This window comes from Microcoleus sp. PH2017_35_SFW_U_B, from assembly GCF_020737865.1.
Taxonomy (GTDB): Bacteria; Cyanobacteriota; Cyanobacteriia; order Cyanobacteriales; family Microcoleaceae; genus Microcoleus.
This window is the reverse complement of sequence record NZ_JAEQDE010000053.1, coordinates 21714-43902: the sequence shown is the minus strand read 5'-3', so window position 1 is coordinate 43902 and position 22189 is coordinate 21714. Positions and strand designations below refer to the sequence as shown.

Genomic DNA, 22189 nt, shown 5'->3' with positions numbered 1-22189 from the left:
GTCCTTATTTGTTGCGGACTAAAGTCCTCACTACAAACCTATTTTATTATAAACCCGCCCCGGTCTTCACTCTAGAAAACTTAATATTCCGCTCAAATTGTGAGATAGTACACATATAGAAGGATTGACTCACATGATGGTAAGTTCACTCATCGAATCCAGGGAAATTCAAGTTATTGAATCTCCCAGAATTTCCCTAGAAGAATGGATGGAAAACCCGCCTGACAGCACAGAATGGATCGATGGAGAATTAGTAGAAAAAAACGGCATGACAGCAAAAACTGGTCGGATTCAATCTCGGCTATCCCGCTACTGGGGAAATTACGCAATTTCCAGCGGACAAGGTGGAGAAGTTTACACAGAAACAGGTTGCCGTACAGTAGGGAGAGGTCGCTGTCCTGATGTTTCCTACTTGACACCAGAATTAGTCGCCCAATTTAATGATTTTACCATACTTCCTCAAAGTTTTCCGTTGATTGCTGAAATTATTTCTCCTACTGATAAAGCGGAAGAAGTATTTGCCAAAACCAATGAATACCTGCAATCGGGCTGTCAAGAAATATGGCTGGTACTTCCTGAGAGTCAGTGGATTGTTGTTGTCACTCAACAGCAGAGACTTTTATTTACCATAGGTGAAGTCGTCAGCACTCAAATAGTTTTGCCAGGTTTTAGTATTGCCGTCGATGAGTTGCTAGCGTAAAAAATGGGTTCAATTTAATTATTCCTAATCAAAATGGGTTAATATGAGGTAGCTCATATTCATTGCTCTGCGTTACTGGCATAGTGAAAGCATCATCTTTCTGAGAGACTTTCCAATGCTATCAACATTTTCGCGCACTTTAAATTTATCCTCTGATGCTTCCGAAGCCCTGCTTGCACTTCCATTAACCAGCTTGCTGGATTCACCGGAATTCAATCAAATCTTGGGAAGTCTGGATACTGCTTTGCTTAAAGAAAGTTTGCCTGCTGCTGGGGCTATATTATCCCAAAAACTCCCAGCTTTTTATGATTGGTTGCAAACTGAATTGGGAATTAAAAATGTCCCAGATAGTCCAGATCATGCTACAAAATGGGTAGTCGGTTTTCTGAAGAATCAAGAGAGTTTAACTGATTTAGTTGAGATGCACAAATCGATTCCAAGACTTGCATTAGATCGATCGATTCCTCGGTTAGTTAGCGCCTTTGATGGGGTTCAACCCACCGCCGTCAAGGAAGAGTGGGAAAAAGCGATCGCAGCGCTTTGTCTGGTACTCGCCGTCGCAGCGCGGGAAAATCAGTCACCGGGCGCATCGAAGGCTTTGGTAGGGGTTTAGGTGAAGCGGCTTTTTCGGAAAATTTGCAGTTGCGCGCGATCGATCTCAACGACTACCGGCTTTTTCTTGTTGAGGACGATCGCATTATGCCGATTTAACAACAGCCACTGAGCCAACATTACCACCAGGACTCGCCTTTTGCGAAACTTGCCTTCAAAACGGGCCATTCGGACGATCGCCTCTTCGATTTTATACCACCAGTTTTTCCCTTTTTGGGAAATCACAAAAATCGTTCCCGGTATGTAATCGCCTCCATTTGCCCAGAAAGCATACCTTTCGCCTAAAGTAAAGTAGTGAAAAACATTGTTAGCGGTGCAAGTTTCAGCTAACTTTTCCGCAACGCCCAAAGAATTAAACGTTACAGTCGATCGAATATAATCCGGGTATTTTGCTACAATTTGCTGAGCAACTTTGCCGCCCAAACTTTCTCCGATGACATCCGCCGGATTTCCGCTGCGAAATTGCTGTTTAAGCCAATCTATAGCGCCTACAGTTTCCGCCGCTTTTAACTGGCGTTGTACTTTGGCCATAAATACATCGGGTGTATCTTCCAAAACGCGATCGAAAGGATACCACGAACCGTATCCGCGAATCACGAGCACGGGCGGATTATTCCCAGAAACCGGAAGGCGACTTTCAGCATAAAAACCAGTGCGCGAGTCTTCAAACACTTTTTCTATGGTATAATTTCCATCAACAACTTGCCCCTCTGCGTGCCGAACATAAATTGACGGATTGCTGGGATCCTCAGTATCGTGGAGTTGGGGTTTGGCAAACTTTTCGTAGAGGGAATCTAGCAAGTGCCTTCCTGTAGGGCGATCGACAAAATCCAATTTTATTGATCCATACTAAATTAAAAACAATCTAAAAAAGGTTCGTAGTGAGGACTTTAGTCCTCAGGAAAAGAATGACTAAAGTCCTCACTACTAATACCAATTTAATGTGAAGTTGCACATATCTCGATCCCCCTAAATCCCCCTTAAGAAGGGGGACTTTGATCGGAATCTTGTCCCCCCCTTATTAAGGGGGGCTAGGGGGGATCGGATTCTATGCAACCTCATAAAAAATTGGTATAACCTTGTGCAATTCTTACAAAACTCGCAACGTGCTCGCAATACTATCGACTGCTTCCATCGCGCGAATTTCATCGAGTGCTTGTTGGAAATTACCTTCCCGAACATCGTGAGTCACGACAACAATTTCTGCTAAATCGCCGTGAATTCCCGTCTGCACAATGGACTCCAAACTAACTTGGTGGTTGCCGAAACAAGTGCCAAGTTTGCCAATTACCCCCGGAGTATCCCGCGTCAGAAAACGCGCGTAAAAGCGAGTCACAAGTTCCTGCATTTCTGCTATTTTGCAGTAGTGTTGGTGAGTGCAACTCAGCAAAGGATGGGGAATCGGCACAGTTTCGGTTTTCAGGATAGCAGCCACATTCAAAATGTCGGATACTACCGCGCTGGCTGTGGGCCCAGCCCCCGCACCGCGCCCGTAGAGCATCAATTGCCCGATCGCATCTCCTTCAACTAAAATTGCATTGTAAACGCCGTTCACACTAGCCAGCGGATGAGCTTTCGGCACAAAAGTAGGATGCACCCGAATCGAGAGGAGTTCCCCTTCTGCATCCCCATTATGTTCGGAAATTTTGCTAGTTTCTTGAGCAATAGCCAGCAATTTGATCGTAAATCCCAGCTTGTCGGCGTAGTCAATATCAGCCGCGCTAACTTGCCTGATACCTTCGCAGTGAATATCTGCTAAATTGATGCGTCCGCCAAAAGCTAACGAAGCTAAAATAGCAATTTTATCAGCAGCATCCCATCCATCCACATCTGCTGTAGGGTCAGCTTCAGCATAACCTAATTGCTGAGCGTCCGCGAGGACTTCGGCAAAGTCTGCACCTTCTGTCTGCATCCGCGTCAGGATGTAATTAGTTGTGCCGTTAACGATGCCGGTGACACTTTTGATGCGGTTTGCACCTAAAGATTGTTTGAGGGTTTGAATGACCGGAATGCCGCCGCCCACCGCAGCTTCTAGCATTACATAAACGCCTTTTGCATTAGCAGCGTCGAAGATTTCATTACCGTAGCGGGCGATAACTGCTTTGTTGGCGGTGACTACGTGCTTCCCGTTGTCGATCGCTTTCAGAATGAGCGATCGCGCCGGTTCCAATCCGCCAATCAGTTCTACTACAATATCAATTTCCGGGTCAGTCGCGATCGCCTCTAGGTCAGTTGTCAGCACATTTTCTGGCAATTGTAAAGACCGAGTTCGAGAAATATCGCGCACTCCCACCCGATAGATTTCCAATTCCTGCAACAGCGGATGGCGCCCATCTGGGGAGAGCAAAATCTCTGCTGTTCCCGCGCCAACCGTACCCAAACCTAGCAAACCAATTTTGAAAGCCACGACTTTGACCCGTAGAAAATCACTTAATCTACAATCATTGTATGATAACCAGGCATTCATAGAATACCCACAGGCTCGACTTCTTTAAAAAATCAGACTCTATATCAGATCGCGTCCAATCAATCATTCCTAATAAAAACGGTTCGTAGTGAGGAATTTAGTCCTTTAATTATGAGGACTAAAGTCCTCACTACGAACCAATATGATTGTGATTGCTATCTTCAGAAAAGAGCTGACCAATTAATCCAGACGTTACATCAGACTTTGCATTGCAATTTAAAGTGCTGTATCCAGGTCTACCTCCAATTCTCGAAGCCACTGTTTCAATCTTTCTACGTGCTGCCTTTCTGCATTAACTTGCTGTTCTAGTTGCTGATTTTGCTGTTCGAGTTGCTGTAGATGTGCTTCTTCTGCTCGAATTAAATCTTCTACTATAGCAATCTTTGCAGGAGTCGTAAATTTTTTACCCCACGCCAACCCTCAGAGCGAGTTCGGGGAGGGAGTAAGAAATTTACAAATGATTTAGGATTGCTATAGACCAATACGGTTTACTTAAGATGCTACTTCGAGAGGAACGAAGCAATCTCCGTATCTATTTTTCATAGGGTTTTACCCCCAGGGCGGTCTTAAGTAAACGGTATTGTGCTATTGACGAGATGGAATTAGTAGAAGAATTCAACTTTCATAGTAGGAATAAGAACCCAAGAACTTCTGAACCCAGGACAAGTCATGAAAGCAATGATTTTGAATAAATTAGGATTTTTAAGTGCACCATTATACATATTCGATAAATTTTTAGTAGGAAAAGCAACATCACATCTAATCGGAAAGAGAATATTGCCCGAACATCTAAGGAATGAAAATTTAATAACCTAGGCGACTATCCCCCCTTCGTCCTTACTGGAACAAAAATCGGGAAGCAAAGTTGCTTAAGTTATTCAGTTTTCATGCCCCAAACAGCGACGCACCAGACAATTCATAACGGGGATGAATAACCAGAATTTGGTATGAAACGATAGTTAAGCAAACAAGACAAACAGTTGTTTTGTTTACGAGTCTGCTCGCTATGGCTGGTGCGTCGCTGTCAGATTTTGGGTTTGTATTGAGGGATTTTTCTTTCTTCGACGCACCCTACGGCTATCTTCTACCTTCTACCTTCTACCTTCTACCTTCTACCTTCCATCCGTTACACAATCCGTTGCCGAACTTCCTTCATTAAAAAACCCGACACTGACAACATATTTAAACTTGTCAGTATCGGGTACAAAATCAACAAATTACCAACAAAAATTTAGGACTTTTTGCCAAAAACTTGTTCTTTCAAAGCTTGAATTTCTTGACCTAATTGTTGGCGGTTGGAAGAGCGGAGCAAATAGCGGTAGATAAACCAGGCGCTGTATCCGATACCAATTAGCTCGAATGTGGGTGCTAGCAGGGGGATGTCGTTGAGTTCGTCTACAATGCCCAAAAGCACTTTCAAAGAAACAATCGAGGCTAATATGACACCGACAACTGTCAAGGGACTTTTGTACTGCTCGTAAAAGCTGCCGATGTAAGCAGGAAACTCCGACAAAATTGAAATAATTTGTTCTTTGATCTGCTGTGTCTGATTTGGTTCTTCGGTAATGATGACTTTTGTGCTACCGCTCGAACTGTCTGCTTCATTTTCAGCAGGAATTTCGGTGATGATAACGGTTGTTTCTGGTTCGTTTGATGAAGTCATTTCTCCACTCGCAATAGTTTTTTGCTGATTGGCGGCAGGTATTTCAACTGCTGCTGCGGCTGTTTCAACTGCCGAAATATCGACTGCTGAAACCTCCGTTCCGACTGTTGAAACAGCCGGTGTTTCGACTGCTGTAACTTCCGCTGCTGGTTCAATAGTCGGCGTTTCGACTGCTGTAACTTCCGCTGCTGGTTCAATAGTCGGCGTTTCGACTGCTGTAACTTCCGCTGCTGGTTCCAGAGTCGGTGTTTCGACTGCTGTAACCTCTGCTGCTGGTTCTACCAAAGGCGTTTCGACTGTTTCAAGAGTCGGTGTTTCGACTGCTGTAACCTCTGCTGCTGATAGTTCAACCGCCTGTGTTTCGACTGTTGAAACCTCGACTGCTGGCTGTTCCCGCTCGGAAATTTCGGCGGGAGTTTCGGCTTTGGGTTGTTCTAGGCTAGGAGTTTCGGCCGCAACACCAACTGCCGGCAAATTCAAGTTGCTAATGGCATCAAGCAAGCGGGTTTTAGCCGTCCCCCGCTGGTGAAGGATTACCCAAGATTCTATCAGGTCGGGGCCGTGCATTGCACCTGTCAGAGCGGCTCTGAGCGATCGCATAATCAGCCCTTTGTTAAGATTTTTCTCTTTACTGAGCTTTTTAGTGATTTTCTGAGCTTCTGCTGCTATTAGGGTGGGATGACTTTCCAGAGCTTCTTGAACTGCTTGTAAAGCCTGTGCAGCGCCTGATTGCTGCAACTGTGCGAGTGCTTCTTCTTCGTATTCCAAAGTTGGCAAGAAGAACAACTTGCACATACCGACAGCATCGGTTAAGCGAACGAGACTCGGGCCGATTAAAGCAGCTATTTGTTCGAGCCAAGGGCGATCGGCCTTAGAATCAAACTCATAACCGGCTTTCTGCCAATAAGGTATCAGCAAATCTGTCAATTGCGGCACAGGCATCTTGTGCAGGTATTGACCGTTAAGCCAATTGAGTTTATCCCAATCAAATTTTGCACCGGCTTTGTTGACTCGATCGAATGTAAAGACTGCCGCAGCTTCGGACAATGTAAATATTTCTTGCGTAGAATCCGGCGCAGTCCAACCCAGCAAAGTCATGTAATTGACTAAAGCTTCGGGGATATAACCCATATCTTTGAAGTCAGAAATCGAGGTAACGCCGTCGCGTTTAGAAAGTTTTTGCCCTTGCGCGTTTAAAATCAGCGGTGTGTGGGCAAATTCTGGGATTGTCGCGCCCAAAGCTTCGTAAAGCAATATTTGTTTCGGAGTATTGCCGATGTGATCTTCGCCGCGGATGACGTGGGTGATGGCCATGTCGATGTCGTCGGCGACTACGGCGAGGTTGTAGAGGGGCTGGCCGATGAGGCCGCCGCTGGATGCGCGGGCGATTACCATATCGCCGCCGAGGTCGCTACCTTTCCAGGTTACGGTGTCGCGCACCATGTCGTTCCACGCGATCGTGCGATCGTCCTCAATGATAAACCGAATCACAGCTTGCCGCCCTTCTGCTTCAAAAGCTGCGCGCTGTTCCTCCGTCAGGTGGCGGTGGCGGTTGTCGTAGCGGGGGGCCTGTTTGTTGGCTTTTTGTGCTTCCCGCATCTCGTCAAGTTCTGCTGACGTGGTGTAGCAGCGGTAAGCGAGTCCTTTGTCGAGAAGGGTTTGGACTGTTTGGCGGTAGATTTCCAGACGCTGGGACTGAAAACTCGGGCCTTCGTCCCAGTTCATACCCAGCCAGGTGAGTCCTTCGAGGATGTTGTCGGTGTATTCGCTTTTAGAACGTTCTACGTCTGTGTCTTCTACCCGCAGGATGAATGTTCCGCCTTGGTTGCGGGCAAACAGCCAGTTAAATACGGCGGTTCTGGCGGTACCGATGTGGAGGTTTCCGGTGGGACTGGGGGCTAGACGGACTCTGACGTTCATTTATCTTTTTGCTTTTAGATTGGGGGCAATTTACTGGTTGGGGGATTTGCTGTGGCTGTGACTACAAATTTTATTATATTTTGTTGCCGCCTTAAAAATTGTGTTTGCCAGTTGGTTTGCCTGGAATTGCTCGATAAATAGGCTAATTAGCGATCGGGCGAAAGTCTCGGGCTTTTTGAGCAGACGGCATCTTGACGATATTAGCATTGTCGGCGCCCAAGACTGGATTGACCTTTGGGCCTATTTTTTAAAGCAGGAATAACTGCGGCAGGGATGCGGTCGGCGCGATCGATAATTATTAATTCTTTTGACACTCCCCACCGATGAATCGGGGGGATTCTTCTCTCAAAGGCACTTAGGAATGAAAATTTAATAACTTACACGCTCGATGATTGTTGTGGGATGGGCGTCCCGCCCGTCCTTTCTGCACGGGCTCTCCCGCCCATCCCACAAATTNNNNATATAGCCTTTCTCAAAAAGGTGAGGTATGACTGACAGGTTATATAACCACTGAAACCAAGAGGGCTCTCTTCCCAACAACGTCCGCGAATCTTTCGCTTGATCCGCTATACCCACATTCAGGGCAAGAATGAACCCTGACATCTAGGCTTTTCTTACCAGTCAAGGTTCCACAATTAGGGCAGGTTTGACTGGTATAGTTCTTGTCTACTTGGGCAAAATACACCCCACGCTTCCAGCACACATGAGACAGGATGGAAAAAAATTGACCATAAGCTGCATCTAAAGTATGTTTACCAAACAACCCCTTAGCCCAAGCCTTAAAATTGATATTTTCAACAAATATCATGGACGCTTGGTCGCACAGCCGATGAGCTAATTTATAATGCCAATCCTTTCGAGTATCGCTAATTCTTTGATAAATTTGAGAAATTTTTCTTTGAAGCTTTAGCCAGTTATTAGACCCTTTTCTCTTATGCTTTAATCTTCGTTGCAGTAATTTCAACTCGCGGTGAAGTGCATTAAAGAATCTCGGTCGATTTACCAATTCTCCATCAGAGGTTGCCAAGTATTTATCTAGTCCGATATCCACACCTAGATGATGTCCCGACGGGAGAATGTCCGGTATATTTACCGCTAACCGATAAGTCAGCATTACAAAATAACCAGAAGCCTTTTTAACTACTCTAATTTGCGCCAGGAGAAAACCCTCTGGTACAGGCCTAGACATCTTCAACCTGACCCAACCAATTTTTGGCAGATTAACCCGTCCATTCTCCACTGCTGCATCTTTGACAGCCGGAAACACAAACGAGCGCAGCCTTTTTTTAAAGCGTGGAAAACCATGTCCTCGATCCCACATTGCCACAAATGCCGATTCTAACACCTTTAATGTTTGCTGCAACACTTGCGAATGCGGAACCTTTAATTCGGAATAAATCTTCTTAGCTCTTGCTAGATTTTTACACTGACTAGCATAGGTAGGTCTAGGTGTGTCTGGTGAGATGATATATTCACCAACTATCGAACAAGCATTAACAGGAGACTTGCGAGAATTTACCCAATCCTTCCGTTCTCTCAAGGCATAGTTATATACCTGACGACAAACGTTTAACCAAGTCTCAAATATTTCGACTTGGTGTTTATTAGGTCGAAGTTTGTACTCGTGAGTTACTGTTAAGTAGGTAGGCGGGAAAAAACCAATCTATGTAACAAAACATTAAGTTACCTAATTGCAGTTAAACTTAAGACGTTGCGTAGTGTAATTTCCCTTTTGTCCTCTAACTTCTACTCCATGAATTACGGCGTAGGCGAGTTCTAACTCATCATCAAACAAATGTCGCAGCCAACTCATCTTTCTTAATGTGTTGCCACTCCAATTCTATCGGGTTCATTTCCGAACAATACTTGGGCAAAAAGAAGATATATAAACCTTGCTTTTCCCAATGCGGCCATAACTCTTGGACTTCTTTGCATCGGTGTATTGGGCCGTTGTCTTGTACGATTACTCTCGGGCGTCCAATCTCAGCAGCTTCTTGGGCTTCTCGCTCCATCATTTTGATATAAGCTTTTCGATCGACACCCCCAATTACCAAACCGTAGACAAAACTGATGTCAGGTTGAAGAAGTCCGACAATACTTAGTCTACGACCACGCCGTAAGGTTTGTTCTAACCGTTTTTGTTCACCTATTGGGTAATAAGTATAACCGGGTTCACTCCACATACAAAACCCTGATTCATCTAAATACTTTAAGTCAATTCCTCCCGCCGCCGCCTCTAATTGCAACATATCTAAGTCGGATTGCTTCGTTTCTTGTACTATGGGGTCTTGTTTTCCTTTATGACTTTTTCTGGCTCGTTTCCAAATAAACTTTTTTTTTTAGTATCCTTCTTAATCGATCTGCACTTAGTTTAACAGAACGTTCTTTTTCTAATTTCTGGACTAATTGAAGACTATTATATGTACGTGATTCCTTTTTGAGGCATTCTTTTAAAAACTCTATATCTGACTCTTTCCACGTTGGCTTTGCCCCTCGACCAGGCAACTCCCAAAGCCCTTCCATGCCTATATTCGACCATTTATGTAAAACCTCTCTCACTGTTTGTGGAGTCCAGTTAAAATGAGCAGCTATTTTTTCAACGTACCAGCCATGTGCATTTAATCTAATTACTTCTGCTCTATCTTTGACTTTTTGTGGAACATCCGCAGTTCTCAGTTTTAAGAGAGTTTTGTCTTGCTGTTGAGTCAGGAATACCCTTAATCTAGCGCCCATATATTGAGTTACCTCAGTAGATATATTCTCTTTGTTTACTTATCTTAACATAGTTCGGTTTTTTTGCGCCGACCTACTTAACATGAATCTATGATATCATTTTTTGATAAAATAAGCGTGCTAGTTTATAAATTTGACTGCGAGAAACAGCCTGGTAATCGTTTCTCTTGCGACTCAAGTCTGGGCCGCGTTCATCCCCATGCCTGAGCCTGAAGTCAGCGGCTTTCCGCTCGTCTTCAGGTAAAATGTTTGTGTGCGATCGCCATTAAAATAAATTTCCCTATGTCTACTGCTAAAACTGAATTTCCCGAATCTGTTGAAATTAAGCCATCTTGGCAGATTGAGCTTTTGTACGACGGTGAATGTCCGCTGTGCGTGCGGGAGGTCAATTTCTTGAAAAAGCGGGACGCGGGCCGAGGTTTGGTGTCGTTTGTGGATATTGCGGAGGATGACTACAACCCCCAAGCCCACGGCGGAATCGACTACGAAACGGCGATGGGCCGGATTCACGCGGTGTTACCCGACGGTACGGCAATTAAAAATGTTGAGGTATTTCGGCGGATCTACGAGATTTTGGGGATTGGTTGGGTCTATGCTGTGACTAAGTTGCCGATTGTTGGGGCGATCGCGAATTGGCTGTACGGAATTTGGGCTGATTGGCGGCTGCCTTTGACGGGAAGACCGGACTTAGCAAGTATTATGAGCGATCGAACTGCGCGGATCGAGTGCGAAATTGAAGGTCGCTGTCGGGCAAAGTTGGAATAGAGTTAAATTGAGTAAGTGCGATCGACCGATTTGCAGATTTCAACAGAAACAAACTGCAACTAAGATTAAAGATTGATTGCTACTAAAAGCAGGGGGAAAAATGGAAGACGCAGGATATACAGTCTTCATGGGCTTCGGTGGTCTTTGGGTACTCATGGGAATTGTCGCTGTGACTTTCCTGTTCAAATCGGACGGTCAAAAACTTAAGTTTGGTAAATGGGGACTGCTAGTGGCTATTCCGATCCTAGTGCCGATCGCCCTGGTTTTGACATATCAGATATTCCGACCCTTTATTATCTCACACCTTTGAGTCGATCGTCCGTGGGAGAAAGGAATTAGTTAAATTAAGTTAAGTATTATTCATTTTCGGGCGATCGCAACTGCTCCCTCACCCATACTCGCAAAGCGTCAATTATAGTCATATCATCCTCGGTCTCTGCCATCTGCAAAAATTGAGTGATTATTTCTGAAGAAACAATCGGAAAAGTGGCACTACATTCACAGATTACATATTCTCCGTTCTGAAATTGAAAAAATTGTACAGTCTCTCCGAGATATCTCCAAATTTCAGGAACTCCCAGGTTTTTGTAAATACTAAAGCGATTAGTAGATGGACTGGTAAGATCGACTTCAATGATTAAATCTGGTGGCGGGTCAATTGATAAGTTAATTTTTCTGCCACGAATGCGATCGACATTTTGGATATAAAAACAGGAATCTGGTTCGGCACCTTGTTTTAAATCTTCACGATTGAGAGTTGTCGAACCAAATCCCTTACGTTTCAACTTTAATTCATCGCTTAAAGTAGTCACAAACTGTTTTAGCAAACAATTAACAGTTTCATGCAAATCTGATGGCATGATAATTTCTAATACTTCTTGAAAATATGAAAACCGCGAAGACCTGTTGTCTCCAGCTTCTGCTAACAAGCTTTGGTAAGTCTGCCAACTGATACTAGATAGTACCACCCGTTGTGTGGTTTTTTCTGGAGAGGGATGAATGAGCGTCGCAGTCATGTTTGCCTCCTGCTTAATCCAGAAAAAAGTTTATTACAACCCTAAACTTTCGAGAGAACGGGACAGACGGGGCTCGAACCCGCAACTTCCGCCGTGACAGGGCGACACTTCCAGATCAAGTGTTCGCCTGCTTTCAACTGTCCCTGCACAACAAAAAATCTATCTCACTCTGACTGAAAAGTCAAGAGTCAAGAAAAAATATTTCAACGTCGTGCTTATTTGCTCCACCCAGTACCGCTGCATAGGGGTCATTCGGTGGTTCATGACGAATCGGCATCGGGGTACCCCACCACTCAGCATCCTCAAAAAGCTCAGGACGTTTGTCGTAGTAATCCCGCCAGCAATCTGGATACCATTCCCAAGCTTTCCAAAAGCCATGAGGAATGATCGATCGTTCTACCACATACCCATCTAGATCCGACCAGCTCCATTGAATTTCGCAAGGTGATGCCCAGCCGTGTTCCCACATGGTCAAGAAAGTATAGTCAAAATCGTAACCAGGGGCAACAGGGACTTCAACACGAACTCCATTAAAAGGTAAATCAATAGCGGGGGCAAAACCTTCTTCGTCTGATACACCAACCCTAATATATTTAACAATGCGATTCTCATTTCCATTGTCGTAAGAAAACATATCCAAGTACACAGGCAACTCAACTGCCTGAATTTGATCATCCCTACACCACCCAAAAACTCGATCCTCGTCTTGATAAAGGGAACCTTTTTGGAATCGCAATTTAAGCCATGCAGGCAACTCCTCAAATTCTTTCAGAATTCCAGGAACCAACATTAAATCTGTTGCAGACGCATCATTCAGCAATCTCATAATCATTGTTTTGGCTGAACTCCTTGAACCCCTCGTCGTGACCGGGTTCAAATATCTTTGGATACCCCATTTCAACTTTCGCTCAAACATAAAGAAACAAGGAGCGACCTTGCAATTACGCTGTTAATTTAAGTCAATATCTTCATCAAGCTCATCAAAATCTGGGTCATCCTTGGAATAAGCCCAAGCATGATCACAAGCATTACAGGTGTAAAATCCATAATCTTTGTCGAACTTAATATCCACCGATCCACATTGCGGGCATTGAATATCTTTTGTTAACGACTCTTCTTCCATTTGTTATTTACCTCCCTAAATAACTACGGATTGATAGTGATTTCTAGCAGACTCGTAGCGCTTATCGCTACCAGATTTAGCAACCCCCCATATCGCCAAAATAGCAGCATTCTGAGATAGCCCGCTACGCTTACAGGCAACCACCACCGCACGCACTTCGGGGGTCAACGACTGCATTGGCTCGGGAAACTCCCAATTTTCCGGAATCGGGTTAACTGCGTTGGGTTTCCGGTGCAGCAAAGGTTCCAGGTGGTGAATAGGTTGGTGGAGAGGCGGTGGAGAGGTGGTGGAGACTGGTGGAATCTCCACCACTGACTCGGTGGGATAATCTGTAGCAAATGATTCGAGAAATATTTCGCAATCCCCAAAATGATCCACATCGTCAATCAGCGATCGTGCATCAGGAATAGAAACATCAATTGGTACAGAATTGGGTGATTTAAGTTTGCCTTGCCCCGAAGGCTTCCACCCGTCTTCAGAGTCCTTATCTGGTACGGCGGTCAGCAACAAGGTAATAGCACCGGACTGTTTAAACAATTCCGACAAATTTTTCGCCTTGAACATTGCCTGAGTATCAGTCTGAGCTGTAACAAGAGGAAAAACCTTTCCCTTCCTGGCCGCTATAAAAAGCTTTAGCCAAAAAGTTTGCAAGATATTTTCAACCTCAGTAGGCGGCAAGATTAAAGCCAAAAGAGGCTGCCACTCACCTATCTCCTCAAGGAGTAAGGAGATAGGAAAATGATGGTAAGTTCCCTCATCATCATTCTGATATTCATCGTATCGCTTGGATAGAATCTCAAGAATTTTATTCAAGCCATCCAGCAAGCTTTTTGCCCGCTCCTTATCACCCAAACCAATACCGTAAATCTTCGTCCCTTTGATGAGGAATTTTTCAATTCCTCGGTACATTGATTTACGCTTGTGGGAGTTTATAACTATCAATCGATGGCCTCGACTGACGCGACAACGAACGATCGCGCTCGTCAGGGTAGTCTTTCCCGATCCAGGGGTTCCAATAAGTTTCAAAAATCCCGCAAAAACTGCGCTACTGATTTGGCTTTTCAGCAAAGATTGAGTCAGGGAATCACCGGGTTCGATCGCACTTTTAACTTGTTCTCCGACATCAATTTTGTCACCTGGATTTGTAATGTCATCCAGTGTTCCCGGCTTACCGTGAGGTAACGCTGGCTGGGATGGCACTGGAGTAAATCCGATCGCCTCCTTGAATTTTTGCTGAAGCTGCAAAGTAAAAAGATCGATATCTGCCTGCGCCTCAAGTTGTAATTTTTTGAGGCGAACCCCTGCACCGATTTCGGCCGTTGTCTGATTTTCTTTTTGCTGGATATCGTCGCTGGCAACCTGTCCAGCCCAAAATAGCCGCTGTTCGCGTTCGTCACTGCCAGCGAAGTGTAGAGCAGCCCCAAAGCTAGCGAAGCTAGCTAACCCACCAAGCAGCCGAATCAAGCCGGAAGCGCCCTCAGTTTTGACAATCTTGCTATCGGGCTGGACTAACCAGTGAGGATAAGTTCGCTTGCCAAGTTTGGTGCGAATCGTTAGTTGGGTGTCAACCGGAAGGCTTGCGCCGGCAAGAACAAAGCCAGCGCAACCAGCAAGCAGAGCAAGTGAAATCTTAAGTCGAGACATTGCGACCTCCCCACAGCCACGCCACAAGGACACACACCATCAACAACCCAACCACGATCGACCCCCCGTACAAAGAGAGGAAGTCACCAACAGCACCAAAGATTGCCAAAATTGCATCCCACTCACCGGCCGCAGAGCCGAGAGCGATCGCGGTGGCAGCCGCCTGATATCCAGGACGATCGTCGTCCGCGCCAAAAAGAGCCTCCTTGCCAACCACCGCGGTCGCAATTATTCGGATAGCAAAACTGCCAAACGACAACCAGGGAATCATTCTAAAAATAAGTACCGCGGATGCAGTGCCACTGGCTATCAAGCCAAAATGAGCTACTCTGTAAGCATTCCGAGAAAATGCGATCCGCTTTTCTCCCGGCTCGGCAACCTGTAGTTTCGGTTGCCGAGCCTCCCAGTCCTCGTAAGCTGCGTACCCTTCAAGAGTTCCGTCCATCATCTTGCTCCAATACTTTTTTAGCTAAATCCATGCCGTCGTTGCCACCGCACCACCGTCGGCGTTTAATGTGTCCAAAACAACTGACATTTGACCAGTTATTTGGGTCAGCGTAAGCTTCCAAGACTCTGCGATAAGCCTCAAGCTTTTCGCGATCGCGATCTCTAAAAAATGGAAACTTCATACTTTAAACCATCCAGCCAAAGATTTAGAAATCGAGCCAAACAAGCCGCCACTCAAAGTTTTTTGGCCTCCAGAAGTAGTGGTTTCGCCTTTCCAGTAAGCTTCTTGCTGCTGGCGGGCGATCGCCTCTTGATTTTTGGCATCCGCACTGGCTTTAAGCTGTGGTTCTAAGGCGGCCGACTGAGTTTTAAAGCCAGCTTGGAGAAACTTGATATCAATGCCGTAGCGATCGGCTATCAAGCCGATTTCTCCGCCTGTCTTCGCTTGCGCGAATCCCATGTCGGCAGCAAATTGAGCCTCGGTTTTGAGTACAGAAAGCCTTGCTTGCTCCTTGCGGTAAAGTACCGCAGCCTTATATTTGGCTCCCCCTTCAATGCCCTTGGCAACAAGCCCCGTTATTTTTTCATCTGTATCAAATCCGTATTCAAGAAGCTCCAGCGCAAGCTCTTCGATCCTTTTGATGCAATCCAAAATCGCCTTTTGATTCGCAACATAAATCTTTGAGCGTCGGGCTTGCTGCTGCCACTTCTTCTTATTAACCGAACTTTCGTGAACTTCTTCATCCGTGCAATTCGCTACCTTGGCGAGACCGATATCGCCTAAGTTTTGTCGGAGAACCGGCGACATAGGATTATGACCTACAACCCTTGAAAGCATTATTGTTCCTCCTCTTTTGCCAATTGAGCTCTTAAACCTTGAATTTGACTAACTACCTCGATCGCCCTAGCACACTGGCAGCGACCACACCGCAAACATTTGAAACTACATTTTTCGCATCGCAACTTAGCCCCTACTTATCCGAAGTGGATTCTTGTTTTGGCTGCTCGCTATTTGAGACCGTCCCAGCATCTGGCGACCAATAATTGACACTGTTGTTAATAATTTGAGTGCCGAAAATCACTGTTGGAGACTTTTGTTGCCGAAGCCCTTGCCCAAAACCGGCATCATATCCAATAGCAAAAATTGCAAGCCCGCTCACACAGACTGCACCGACGACCATACGTTCAATTTGGCTGTCATTTGGTTCTTTCATAACTACCCTCTCAAACTTTTTACTTGACCAATTACCTCGATCGCCCTAGCGTCCCAAATCCCATAATCTTCTCGGAGAGATTTGATGACATTAGCCTCGACTGCCGGCGCCGATTCGCCGTATGCAACCACCGTTCGATCGGGATTGTATTTGCGAGACACTTTGACCGTCCACTGAGGAGTTTTCATATTCAATCCACCTCGAAAACATCTTGGGCTTGCACACCCAATTCCCGCATCTCTGCATTGAACTCCTCGGCGAAACCCGCCTTAATTTCCTTGGCAACCTTCTTCGCCAAACTGCCACCAAGCATCCTCCAGTTAGCCATGCCACTGTTCAAGTTAGCCTTCGCGGACTTAAAGTTTTCATCCGCAGCCTTGTCGCACTGCTGAGCTAATTGATTGTTCTTACTGGCAATAGTTAGAGCACTGCTGGTTTCTCCGGAATCCGCAAAATTGAGCAAAGCTTCAAGAGATTTCTTGTCACCCGATCGCAAAGCCTTGACGAGAGAAACGGCAAATCCCGAGTATTCGGTTCTTCGCGCTTCCCCACGCCTTAAGAGATCGACGGGGCAATTGTATTTCCCGGTCAACTCAGAGATAGCTCTTTGGAAACCAGACTTATCTAACATCGCCTGATATTGAGCTTCGGAAGGCTTGAGCCAATCCCCTTCCTCTTGAATCGATTCAGTCCAACTCGGCATCTCGGACACAGCCTCAACGTCAACAATTTCAACACTTTCGGTAGTCATGCTTCCTGCCATAAATGCGAATCAATTCGCGAATCGATACGAATCAAATCAGAATCGATTTGAATCGATAATCCAACAATAGCGGCTGGCGAAACATCAAGGTACTAGGCAGAGCCTAATTATTGGGCACTGCCCAAAAACAACCCAAATCGATTCAATTTCACAAAAAAAAGACCCCCTCCAAGAAGGAGGAGGTCGGGAAATAAATCACGAACCAGGTGGTACAGGCAGGTGAGAATAAATCTCCCCTAGGAGCCTCTTTATGTAGGGTTTTGGCTCCCTGTACTTGGGGTCGGATTCGTCTTTCAGATAGCAGTACAAGCTTTGAAGGGGAATATCAGTTTCTCTGGCAATCTTGTAAAGTGACCACTTTGTCAAATCTCGGAAAGTTTTCGGATCAATGTGTCGGTGTGTTGTTATTATAGACATATCATCTTGCCCGCAAAAACTAAGGTGGTCGGCCCCTGGCTGTTGATATCAGCGCAGGGGCATTTTAATCTTTTAATCGGCTAATCTTTCTTTAGCGGCTAAAACTGAATAATCTTCGGCAATACCCTCGGTCAGCAGCGCCATAATACGCAACCCTTCATTGACATTCTCGAAATCAACCGAATCATCCATGTCAAGTAGAGAGACGGATTCGAGGGTTGAGTCGTCCATTGAACAAACAATTTCAAGTGCTGACGCGAAAGTCATATCAACCCTCAACGAGCAAGCGGTAGCTTCCAGTAATGACAGCTTATCTTCCAAACTCGCACCCTCTAATGATTTTCCGAAACGGGATTCCAGGATGTCGGTAACAGTGGATTGATGATCGTTATTTTCAGTGTTCATGGCTGAATAGATAGGGGGATTTACTCGTTGCTTCGGACTGGCTCATGTATGCGCCACTGCGTTAAAAAGGAATAGGATCAAAATCAGTCATCCTCCTCTATAGGTTCGTCACATTCCTCGTTGTCATTTTCAGTGTTGCCAGATTCCCCCGTTCCCGCCGATCGCAATTTCAGCCTTTCATCGAATTGCAAAACATTACTTCGGGGATTCACTCCGCAACCTTCAAGGAATTGAGCGAGCCGATCAAGTTGGGCGCGAGCTATCTTTAGCCGATCTTTAGTATCAGCTAGATTTCTTTCTAGTTTGCCAATGTTTTCACCGATCGCTTGGCTGTCTTCGATCAACAAAAATTGAGCATCTAGCCTCCGGAGCAAGGCGTTGACCTGTCGCTCGTCAATTTCACCGTCAAATTCAATTTCCAACGTTCCATCCGTTCTATACTTCTCCCATGAGGATGAGTTTGAAACTTCCTTGACTACTGGGATACTAACTTTGAGCTTCATAATTCTTGTGCCTCCCAACAATTTGATTTGTAGTTGTACCGCCAGCCGAAAAACTGGACTAGGCGAAATAGCTGATAAACGCGAATCCGGAAAGTAGAATGTAAAGGGCAAACAGCCAAAGCTCCCCGAATCTTGAGCTTGAGCGCTGGAGTCAATCTCCTCCCTTCCGTGAGCAAATTAGGTGGCAGCGACAAATCTTCAGAAGTCCGCCGATCGCCCCGAACGCAATTTAAGGGGTTCGATCGATAATCAGCAGAACAAATCAACCGCAGGTATCGCTTGGCGGCGGGCTCGCCGGAACCCAGATCGAGGTATTCGCTGTCGTCGTCGAAGAAGCGGGGGTGGTTGGGTAGGTCTGCCATGGCATCACTTCAGCAACCACTTACGATCGCTACCACTCCACCGATAACCGAGAGTCTTGAGATTGGCATAAAGGATTGATGGATCCGATCCAAGCCCTTGCATCCTGGGAGGAGAGCAAGAGCCTGCTCGTATTTTTTGAGCTTGATTTTAGGCATAGGGTATGATTGTCAGTAGCTGGGAAAGGAAGGGCGATCGCCGGATCTACCCAGAGCGATCGCCCGTGTGCTTGGTTAGAGCGTTAATCTTGCGGTGTCACCCGCAAGTCTGGAGAGGCGTGTAGCGAGCCTCAGTATCTAATTGTCAATAAGCTTGGTTATCAAAAATGTCCCATTTTTGGGACATTTTTGTATGAATCATTCTTTTCAGACAAGGCTAAAAAACTGGAGCAAGAGCTTGAAAAACAGAGCTTTTGCTATTTCAGCATCGAGGAAATGCCTGATTATTTTCGCCACGGCCGCAGTAAAAATCATTGCCGCCACCGAGAGAGCGAAACCTTGATTGAGAAAGGTTCACGAAAAATGTCCCACCTTTGGGACATTTTTCGTAAACCTGCGTTATTTGCGTGGTTGCGCGGTTCCGCTGGTGGCTGAAATCGCTATAAAATCCAGAAACTAATACCTGGGTTTTAATATGAACTTCAAGAGACGAATCGAATGGCGCAAATGGCTAGGGGTGGCGGGATGGGTAGCGTTGGGCTACTTCATCGGGCGGCCGGAACAGCTCAGCCGGATGGCGCGGAATCTAGAGAATCACTTGGCGGGAAGTCGGACGCAGTATCTTGTACCAACTACCACAGGGACAGCGCCTCGACTGGTTCAGATATACCAGCAACCCCGGCAGTCCTTCAGTTCCACTTCCGAGCCTGGGCAGCAGGGATGGAACGATTTTTATGACCAAAATGGGCGGTTTTCGATAATAGTGCCACCACACAAAGTTAAGCAAGTGACAGATGCTGACGGCGTGATGTACTCGATCGAGCAAAAAGACGAATTTTACACTTTTGGGTACAAGACAATTGAAAACTCCGAATTCATTAGCCCCGATCGCAAACAGGCTCTTATGACGGAAGTTGTCAGCAAGCAATGGAATTCAGGAACTACCTTTGGGGAACAGTTTTCGATCGTTTCACAAAGACACTTTGGTCTAAACGGAAACCCAGGAATAGAGGTTAACTTGCAACACAGGTCTAAACCGCTCAAGATGACGTTCCGAAAGGTGATGGTGAGAGATCGCCTGTACATGATGGGGGTTGTGAGTCCTTACAATCAGAACACGCAGACATTCCTGAACTCGTTTCGGTCGCACTAGACAACGGTGCTAGACAAAACAATAGACTGTGATCAAGCCTCCCCAGAAACTACCTGGGGAGGCTTAACTATTTAATTTTCAAGGTTCCGTTAGGCGGGTTTGCGACTTATATTACTGAACGCCTCAATCAGCTCTTCAAGAGTGCAATCATATGCCTGGCAATACCTAGGAATATCAGTCAGAGAGGGACTAGGCACGGTAATACCTCGCTCCCATTTACTGATAACAGACTCAGTAATACCTAACTCGACGGCTATTTGCCTTTGAGTTTTGTTGGCTCTTTTGCGAATCCACACAGGTGTTAGAAGATTTGCTTGATTTTTTAGTTGACTTACCATAGTATATAAGAACTAGCTTTTAAAAGCAAGTTTGAGAGAACAAGTTTTTTGAGGCTGGTGTTCGACCACAAAAAGTAAGCAGGCTGGTGATTAGCGTCTACGGCCTGCTTACTACAAATATAAGAGTTTCCAGCAAGCAAACCGTCTTTGGCAACTAGCTCTGTAAGACCTGATGAGCATGAGCGACAAGAAGCGGTCGGTTCCGGCAACTCCACAGCACAAACAAGTTAACCTACGTCTTTTCACGTAGACAAACTCTGCCTTTTAGAAAGGAATTCCGTGAAAATGCGGACTTTATCGATCGGGTCACGTGCCATTGCGGTATCAGTAGCCCTGATTTTCAGTGGGCGATTAGCGACGAACACCCCCGACACACCGCCACCACCGGGAAGCGGTCGCAGGGATTCCACAAAAGCAGAGGTGATGCCTATGACCTAATACCTGGACTGCCTATAAACTTCCTTCCTATCATTCGCCGGCGATCGCGCGGCAGGACGTGCGATCGCCTTTCCTTCCCCATTATTCAGGAACAAATAATGACCACACCCACATTCGAGACAGTCAAGACAACTCTCCACATCAAGCTCCAAATGAGAGACTTATCAATAAAACGTGTAACTATAGCCGTCCGCAGACCTCCGCGAATCATCCAGTGGAAAGACCATTACTTCTATCAAATTTGCGATACCTACTACGAAGAAGTAAGCGGGGAAGATTTAGACAATATCAAAGTCTAGCAACCGACAAAGTTAGCGATCGTGCGGCAGGACGTGCGATTGCCTTTTTTATCAACGAGCTAACCCATGGAAACAGCAACAAACACGACTAACTGGAATTGGTACGGAATGTGGTTTTGGGACTATCTAAATCTTGACAGAGGCGATTTCCGTACTGAGGCTTGGGAGGCTTTTGACATCTGGAAGCAAGCCTACACAAAAGATCACCCCGACCTGGCAGATCTTGCCGACTTGGACTTAGTAGAAAGCTACATGAACGCCATGAAACCCGTATTCGACTCATGGCTTTTCAAGGCGTGGGGCCTTTTTTACCTTCCAAGCAAAACGTTTCGGGCGATCGTCTGGAGACTCAAAGTACACCTGGTTTTACACATCCCCACTATCGAAAACCCATGAACACAGGACGAAGCATCGCCAACCACATAGCAATCAACGAAATCAGAAGAAAGGACATCTTAGAAATCCTCAAAGACGGCCCTAAAACAGCCTACAAAATCTCTCTCAAGATGCCCGGATTCTACTCCACAGGAACAACCATGTGCCGCCTACGCGAGTTACAGGCAGCAGGAAAAGTAACAAATTTCGGAGACGTATGGGAAATCAAATGAGTCAAGTCAACCCACTAGACACTTTCAAAAGCACCTACGACATAGACGACGAATTGGTCAAGATCCTTGTGCGAGATAGAACCACTCTCGGCTTACTTTTTCTCACGCTAGAAAAGCTCGCCTGGAACGAAAGAATGGCAGTGGGCTTAGCCGCCTATCACAGCATCGACCAAACCTCCGCGCAATTGATAGAAATCAAGCCGCGTCACGGCGAATTTGCGACACCTGTCGCGGAAGCAATGGAATTATTGAAAGCCCTTTCCCCGTCGGCACTGGCCGAATTAGCCGGGGATATTCTGCAAGATGACTTTGAACTTGAAGCGTAGTGCCAAACAGCATGGCGTGCGATCGCGCTCTAGTCGGTGCGATCGCCTTTCCTAATTACTAATAACCAACAACCCATAACCAATGGAACAACTAGAAGAAGATATCTACTATTTGTA

The 22189-nt window shown here is 45.8% G+C and carries 30 protein-coding genes, 1 tRNA gene and 2 pseudogenes; 11 read left to right on the top strand and 22 right to left on the bottom strand.

Annotation, left to right across the window (positions count from 1 at the left end; translation table 11 throughout):
- The first annotated feature begins 133 nt into the window (after nt 1-133).
- Entirely contained in the window at nt 134-700 is a 567-nt protein-coding gene (locus JGK36_RS15880) for a Uma2 family endonuclease (RefSeq protein ID WP_293197313.1), read from the top strand.
- A gap of 115 nt (nt 701-815) precedes the next feature.
- Nucleotides 816-1313, top strand: coding sequence for a hypothetical protein (locus tag JGK36_RS15875; RefSeq protein ID WP_293197311.1), 498 nt, complete (start codon nt 816-818; stop codon nt 1311-1313).
- Here the strand turns inward: JGK36_RS15875 and JGK36_RS15870 are convergent.
- The 3 genes from JGK36_RS15870 to JGK36_RS15860 form a co-directional block, all read right to left on the bottom strand.
- A complete protein-coding gene (locus tag JGK36_RS15870; RefSeq protein ID WP_293182863.1) occupies nt 1310-2146 on the bottom strand; it encodes a hypothetical protein in 837 nt (278 codons plus the stop codon). The two genes, JGK36_RS15875 and JGK36_RS15870, sit on opposite strands and share 4 nt — an antisense overlap.
- Nucleotides 2147-2402: 256 nt before the next feature.
- Entirely contained in the window at nt 2403-3719 is a 1317-nt protein-coding gene (locus JGK36_RS15865) for a homoserine dehydrogenase (protein WP_293191318.1), read from the bottom strand.
- Between the two features lie 276 nt (nt 3720-3995).
- The gene (locus JGK36_RS15860) at nt 3996-4196 is read right to left on the bottom strand and encodes a hypothetical protein (protein WP_293182867.1); all 201 of its coding nucleotides are present in this window, start codon (nt 4194-4196) and stop codon (nt 3996-3998) included.
- 179 nt (nt 4197-4375) lie between these two features.
- On the opposite strand from JGK36_RS15860, the pseudogene JGK36_RS15855 reads away from it, so the two are divergent.
- Nucleotides 4376-4586, top strand: a pseudogene (locus tag JGK36_RS15855) (DUF4277 domain-containing protein); the annotation flags it as partial.
- A 424-nt stretch (nt 4587-5010) separates the two neighbouring features.
- Here JGK36_RS15855 and JGK36_RS15850 read toward each other — a convergent pair.
- From JGK36_RS15850 to JGK36_RS15835, 4 genes and pseudogenes are all read right to left on the bottom strand, one after another.
- Nucleotides 5011-5442: a CAAD domain-containing protein gene (locus tag JGK36_RS15850; protein ID WP_293182875.1), complete on the bottom strand. Its 432-nt coding sequence runs from the start codon at nt 5440-5442 to the stop codon at nt 5011-5013.
- Nucleotides 5443-5928: 486 nt separating this feature from the next.
- Nucleotides 5929-7362 (bottom strand): annotated as a pseudogene (gltX, locus tag JGK36_RS15845) (glutamate--tRNA ligase); the annotation flags it as partial.
- A 499-nt stretch (nt 7363-7861) separates the two neighbouring features.
- Nucleotides 7862-9025 carry a transposase gene (locus JGK36_RS15840; protein ID WP_293182877.1) on the bottom strand — a complete coding sequence of 388 codons (1164 nt, stop codon included), beginning with the start codon at nt 9023-9025 and terminating at the stop codon, nt 7862-7864.
- Between the two features lie 124 nt (nt 9026-9149).
- Nucleotides 9150-10095, bottom strand: a protein-coding gene (locus JGK36_RS15835; protein ID WP_293197309.1) for an IS630 family transposase whose coding sequence is annotated in 2 segments (ribosomal slippage) — nt 9150-9689 and nt 9691-10095 — 945 coding nt in all. Because the reading frame shifts where the segments join, the coding sequence is not laid out codon by codon here.
- A 282-nt stretch (nt 10096-10377) separates the two neighbouring features.
- On the opposite strand from JGK36_RS15835, the gene JGK36_RS15830 reads away from it, so the two are divergent.
- Nucleotides 10378-10860 carry a thiol-disulfide oxidoreductase DCC family protein gene (locus JGK36_RS15830; RefSeq protein WP_293179508.1) on the top strand — a complete coding sequence of 161 codons (483 nt, stop codon included), beginning with the start codon at nt 10378-10380 and terminating at the stop codon, nt 10858-10860.
- A 100-nt stretch (nt 10861-10960) separates the two neighbouring features.
- The gene (locus tag JGK36_RS15825; RefSeq protein ID WP_293179505.1) at nt 10961-11170 is read left to right on the top strand and encodes a hypothetical protein; all 210 of its coding nucleotides are present in this window, start codon (nt 10961-10963) and stop codon (nt 11168-11170) included.
- A 46-nt stretch (nt 11171-11216) separates the two neighbouring features.
- Here JGK36_RS15825 and JGK36_RS15820 read toward each other — a convergent pair whose 3' ends face one another.
- The 14 genes from JGK36_RS15820 to JGK36_RS15755 all read right to left on the bottom strand — a co-directional run bounded on the left by JGK36_RS15820 (nt 11217) and on the right by JGK36_RS15755 (nt 18754).
- Complete coding sequence (locus tag JGK36_RS15820) at nt 11217-11876, bottom strand: Uma2 family endonuclease (RefSeq protein WP_293179502.1); 660 nt, start codon at nt 11874-11876, stop codon at nt 11217-11219.
- A gap of 58 nt (nt 11877-11934) precedes the next feature.
- A tRNA-OTHER gene (locus tag JGK36_RS15815) sits at nt 11935-12020 on the bottom strand.
- Nucleotides 12021-12057: 37 nt separating this feature from the next.
- Complete coding sequence (locus JGK36_RS15810) at nt 12058-12702, bottom strand: hypothetical protein (RefSeq protein ID WP_293179499.1); 645 nt, start codon at nt 12700-12702, stop codon at nt 12058-12060.
- A gap of 123 nt (nt 12703-12825) precedes the next feature.
- Complete coding sequence (locus JGK36_RS15805; protein WP_293179496.1) at nt 12826-12999, bottom strand: hypothetical protein; 174 nt, start codon at nt 12997-12999, stop codon at nt 12826-12828.
- A gap of 15 nt (nt 13000-13014) precedes the next feature.
- Nucleotides 13015-14643, bottom strand: coding sequence for a hypothetical protein (locus JGK36_RS15800; RefSeq protein WP_293179493.1), 1629 nt, complete (start codon nt 14641-14643; stop codon nt 13015-13017).
- Nucleotides 14630-14860, bottom strand: coding sequence for a hypothetical protein (locus tag JGK36_RS15795; protein ID WP_293197307.1), 231 nt, complete (start codon nt 14858-14860; stop codon nt 14630-14632). The genes JGK36_RS15800 and JGK36_RS15795 overlap by 14 nt, the downstream gene beginning before the upstream one ends.
- A 211-nt stretch (nt 14861-15071) precedes the next feature.
- Nucleotides 15072-15272 carry a hypothetical protein gene (locus tag JGK36_RS15790; RefSeq protein ID WP_293179486.1) on the bottom strand — a complete coding sequence of 67 codons (201 nt, stop codon included), beginning with the start codon at nt 15270-15272 and terminating at the stop codon, nt 15072-15074.
- The gene (locus JGK36_RS15785) at nt 15269-15898 is read right to left on the bottom strand and encodes a hypothetical protein (RefSeq protein WP_293179483.1); all 630 of its coding nucleotides are present in this window, start codon (nt 15896-15898) and stop codon (nt 15269-15271) included. The genes JGK36_RS15790 and JGK36_RS15785 overlap by 4 nt, the downstream gene beginning before the upstream one ends.
- Nucleotides 15899-16061: 163 nt before the next feature.
- Complete coding sequence (locus JGK36_RS15780) at nt 16062-16304, bottom strand: hypothetical protein (RefSeq protein ID WP_293179480.1); 243 nt, start codon at nt 16302-16304, stop codon at nt 16062-16064.
- Between the two features lie 2 nt (nt 16305-16306).
- Nucleotides 16307-16492, bottom strand: a complete 186-nt coding sequence (locus tag JGK36_RS15775; protein WP_293179477.1) for a hypothetical protein — start codon at nt 16490-16492, stop codon at nt 16307-16309.
- 2 nt (nt 16493-16494) lie between these two features.
- Nucleotides 16495-17055: a hypothetical protein gene (locus JGK36_RS15770; RefSeq protein WP_293179474.1), complete on the bottom strand. Its 561-nt coding sequence runs from the start codon at nt 17053-17055 to the stop codon at nt 16495-16497.
- A gap of 501 nt (nt 17056-17556) precedes the next feature.
- A complete protein-coding gene (locus JGK36_RS15765) occupies nt 17557-17889 on the bottom strand; it encodes a hypothetical protein (RefSeq protein ID WP_293179471.1) in 333 nt (110 codons plus the stop codon).
- Between the two features lie 83 nt (nt 17890-17972).
- Nucleotides 17973-18392 carry a hypothetical protein gene (locus JGK36_RS15760; RefSeq protein ID WP_293179468.1) on the bottom strand — a complete coding sequence of 140 codons (420 nt, stop codon included), beginning with the start codon at nt 18390-18392 and terminating at the stop codon, nt 17973-17975.
- Nucleotides 18389-18754, bottom strand: a complete 366-nt coding sequence (locus tag JGK36_RS15755) for a hypothetical protein (RefSeq protein WP_293179465.1) — start codon at nt 18752-18754, stop codon at nt 18389-18391. The genes JGK36_RS15760 and JGK36_RS15755 overlap by 4 nt, the downstream gene beginning before the upstream one ends.
- Before the next feature lie 345 nt (nt 18755-19099).
- On the opposite strand from JGK36_RS15755, the gene JGK36_RS15750 reads away from it, so the two are divergent.
- Nucleotides 19100-19345: a hypothetical protein gene (locus tag JGK36_RS15750; RefSeq protein ID WP_293179462.1), complete on the top strand. Its 246-nt coding sequence runs from the start codon at nt 19100-19102 to the stop codon at nt 19343-19345.
- 40 nt (nt 19346-19385) lie between these two features.
- Nucleotides 19386-20063: a hypothetical protein gene (locus JGK36_RS15745; protein ID WP_293179459.1), complete on the top strand. Its 678-nt coding sequence runs from the start codon at nt 19386-19388 to the stop codon at nt 20061-20063.
- A gap of 89 nt (nt 20064-20152) precedes the next feature.
- Here JGK36_RS15745 and JGK36_RS33880 read toward each other — a convergent pair whose 3' ends face one another.
- The gene (locus JGK36_RS33880; protein ID WP_366026233.1) at nt 20153-20401 is read right to left on the bottom strand and encodes a helix-turn-helix transcriptional regulator; all 249 of its coding nucleotides are present in this window, start codon (nt 20399-20401) and stop codon (nt 20153-20155) included.
- A 536-nt stretch (nt 20402-20937) separates the two neighbouring features.
- On the opposite strand from JGK36_RS33880, the gene JGK36_RS15740 reads away from it, so the two are divergent.
- From JGK36_RS15740 to JGK36_RS15725, 4 genes are all read left to right on the top strand, one after another.
- On the top strand, nt 20938-21138 hold the full coding sequence (locus JGK36_RS15740; protein WP_293179456.1) for a hypothetical protein: 201 nt from the start codon (nt 20938-20940) through the stop codon (nt 21136-21138).
- Between the two features lie 66 nt (nt 21139-21204).
- Nucleotides 21205-21534: a hypothetical protein gene (locus JGK36_RS15735; RefSeq protein WP_293179453.1), complete on the top strand. Its 330-nt coding sequence runs from the start codon at nt 21205-21207 to the stop codon at nt 21532-21534.
- Nucleotides 21531-21746, top strand: coding sequence for a hypothetical protein (locus tag JGK36_RS15730; RefSeq protein ID WP_293179450.1), 216 nt, complete (start codon nt 21531-21533; stop codon nt 21744-21746). The genes JGK36_RS15735 and JGK36_RS15730 overlap by 4 nt, the downstream gene beginning before the upstream one ends.
- Nucleotides 21743-22072 carry a hypothetical protein gene (locus JGK36_RS15725; protein ID WP_293179447.1) on the top strand — a complete coding sequence of 110 codons (330 nt, stop codon included), beginning with the start codon at nt 21743-21745 and terminating at the stop codon, nt 22070-22072. Before JGK36_RS15730 ends, JGK36_RS15725 begins: the two co-directional genes overlap by 4 nt.
- Nucleotides 22073-22189 lie beyond the last annotated feature (117 nt).

Excerpts from the sequence above, each read along its gene's own strand:
- JGK36_RS15735 (WP_293179453.1), top strand. The coding sequence starts at position 21,205 with ATGGAAACAGCAACAAACACGACTAACTGGAATTGGTACGGAATGTGG.
- JGK36_RS15755 (WP_293179465.1), bottom strand. The coding sequence starts at position 18,754 with ATGGCAGACCTACCCAACCACCCCCGCTTCTTCGACGACGACAGCGAA.
- JGK36_RS15850 (WP_293182875.1), bottom strand. The coding sequence starts at position 5,442 with ATGACTTCATCAAACGAACCAGAAACAACCGTTATCATCACCGAAATT.
- JGK36_RS15810 (WP_293179499.1), bottom strand. The coding sequence starts at position 12,702 with ATGAGATTGCTGAATGATGCGTCTGCAACAGATTTAATGTTGGTTCCT.
- JGK36_RS15780 (WP_293179480.1), bottom strand. The coding sequence starts at position 16,304 with ATGAAAGAACCAAATGACAGCCAAATTGAACGTATGGTCGTCGGTGCA.
- JGK36_RS15800 (WP_293179493.1), bottom strand. The coding sequence starts at position 14,643 with ATGTCTCGACTTAAGATTTCACTTGCTCTGCTTGCTGGTTGCGCTGGC.
- JGK36_RS15830 (WP_293179508.1), top strand. The coding sequence starts at position 10,378 with ATGTCTACTGCTAAAACTGAATTTCCCGAATCTGTTGAAATTAAGCCA.
- JGK36_RS33880 (WP_366026233.1), bottom strand. The coding sequence starts at position 20,401 with ATGGTAAGTCAACTAAAAAATCAAGCAAATCTTCTAACACCTGTGTGG.
- JGK36_RS15880 (WP_293197313.1), top strand. The coding sequence starts at position 134 with ATGATGGTAAGTTCACTCATCGAATCCAGGGAAATTCAAGTTATTGAA.
- JGK36_RS15745 (WP_293179459.1), top strand. The coding sequence starts at position 19,386 with ATGAACTTCAAGAGACGAATCGAATGGCGCAAATGGCTAGGGGTGGCG.
- JGK36_RS15785 (WP_293179483.1), bottom strand. The coding sequence starts at position 15,898 with ATGTCGCCGGTTCTCCGACAAAACTTAGGCGATATCGGTCTCGCCAAG.
- JGK36_RS15790 (WP_293179486.1), bottom strand. The coding sequence starts at position 15,272 with ATGAAGTTTCCATTTTTTAGAGATCGCGATCGCGAAAAGCTTGAGGCT.
- JGK36_RS15770 (WP_293179474.1), bottom strand. The coding sequence starts at position 17,055 with ATGACTACCGAAAGTGTTGAAATTGTTGACGTTGAGGCTGTGTCCGAG.
- JGK36_RS15820 (WP_293179502.1), bottom strand. The coding sequence starts at position 11,876 with ATGACTGCGACGCTCATTCATCCCTCTCCAGAAAAAACCACACAACGG.
- JGK36_RS15805 (WP_293179496.1), bottom strand. The coding sequence starts at position 12,999 with ATGGAAGAAGAGTCGTTAACAAAAGATATTCAATGCCCGCAATGTGGA.
- JGK36_RS15775 (WP_293179477.1), bottom strand. The coding sequence starts at position 16,492 with ATGAAAACTCCTCAGTGGACGGTCAAAGTGTCTCGCAAATACAATCCC.
- JGK36_RS15765 (WP_293179471.1), bottom strand. The coding sequence starts at position 17,889 with ATGAACACTGAAAATAACGATCATCAATCCACTGTTACCGACATCCTG.
- JGK36_RS15725 (WP_293179447.1), top strand. The coding sequence starts at position 21,743 with ATGAGTCAAGTCAACCCACTAGACACTTTCAAAAGCACCTACGACATA.
- JGK36_RS15825 (WP_293179505.1), top strand. The coding sequence starts at position 10,961 with ATGGAAGACGCAGGATATACAGTCTTCATGGGCTTCGGTGGTCTTTGG.
- JGK36_RS15875 (WP_293197311.1), top strand. The coding sequence starts at position 816 with ATGCTATCAACATTTTCGCGCACTTTAAATTTATCCTCTGATGCTTCC.
- JGK36_RS15760 (WP_293179468.1), bottom strand. The coding sequence starts at position 18,392 with ATGAAGCTCAAAGTTAGTATCCCAGTAGTCAAGGAAGTTTCAAACTCA.
- JGK36_RS15730 (WP_293179450.1), top strand. The coding sequence starts at position 21,531 with ATGAACACAGGACGAAGCATCGCCAACCACATAGCAATCAACGAAATC.
- JGK36_RS15740 (WP_293179456.1), top strand. The coding sequence starts at position 20,938 with ATGACCACACCCACATTCGAGACAGTCAAGACAACTCTCCACATCAAG.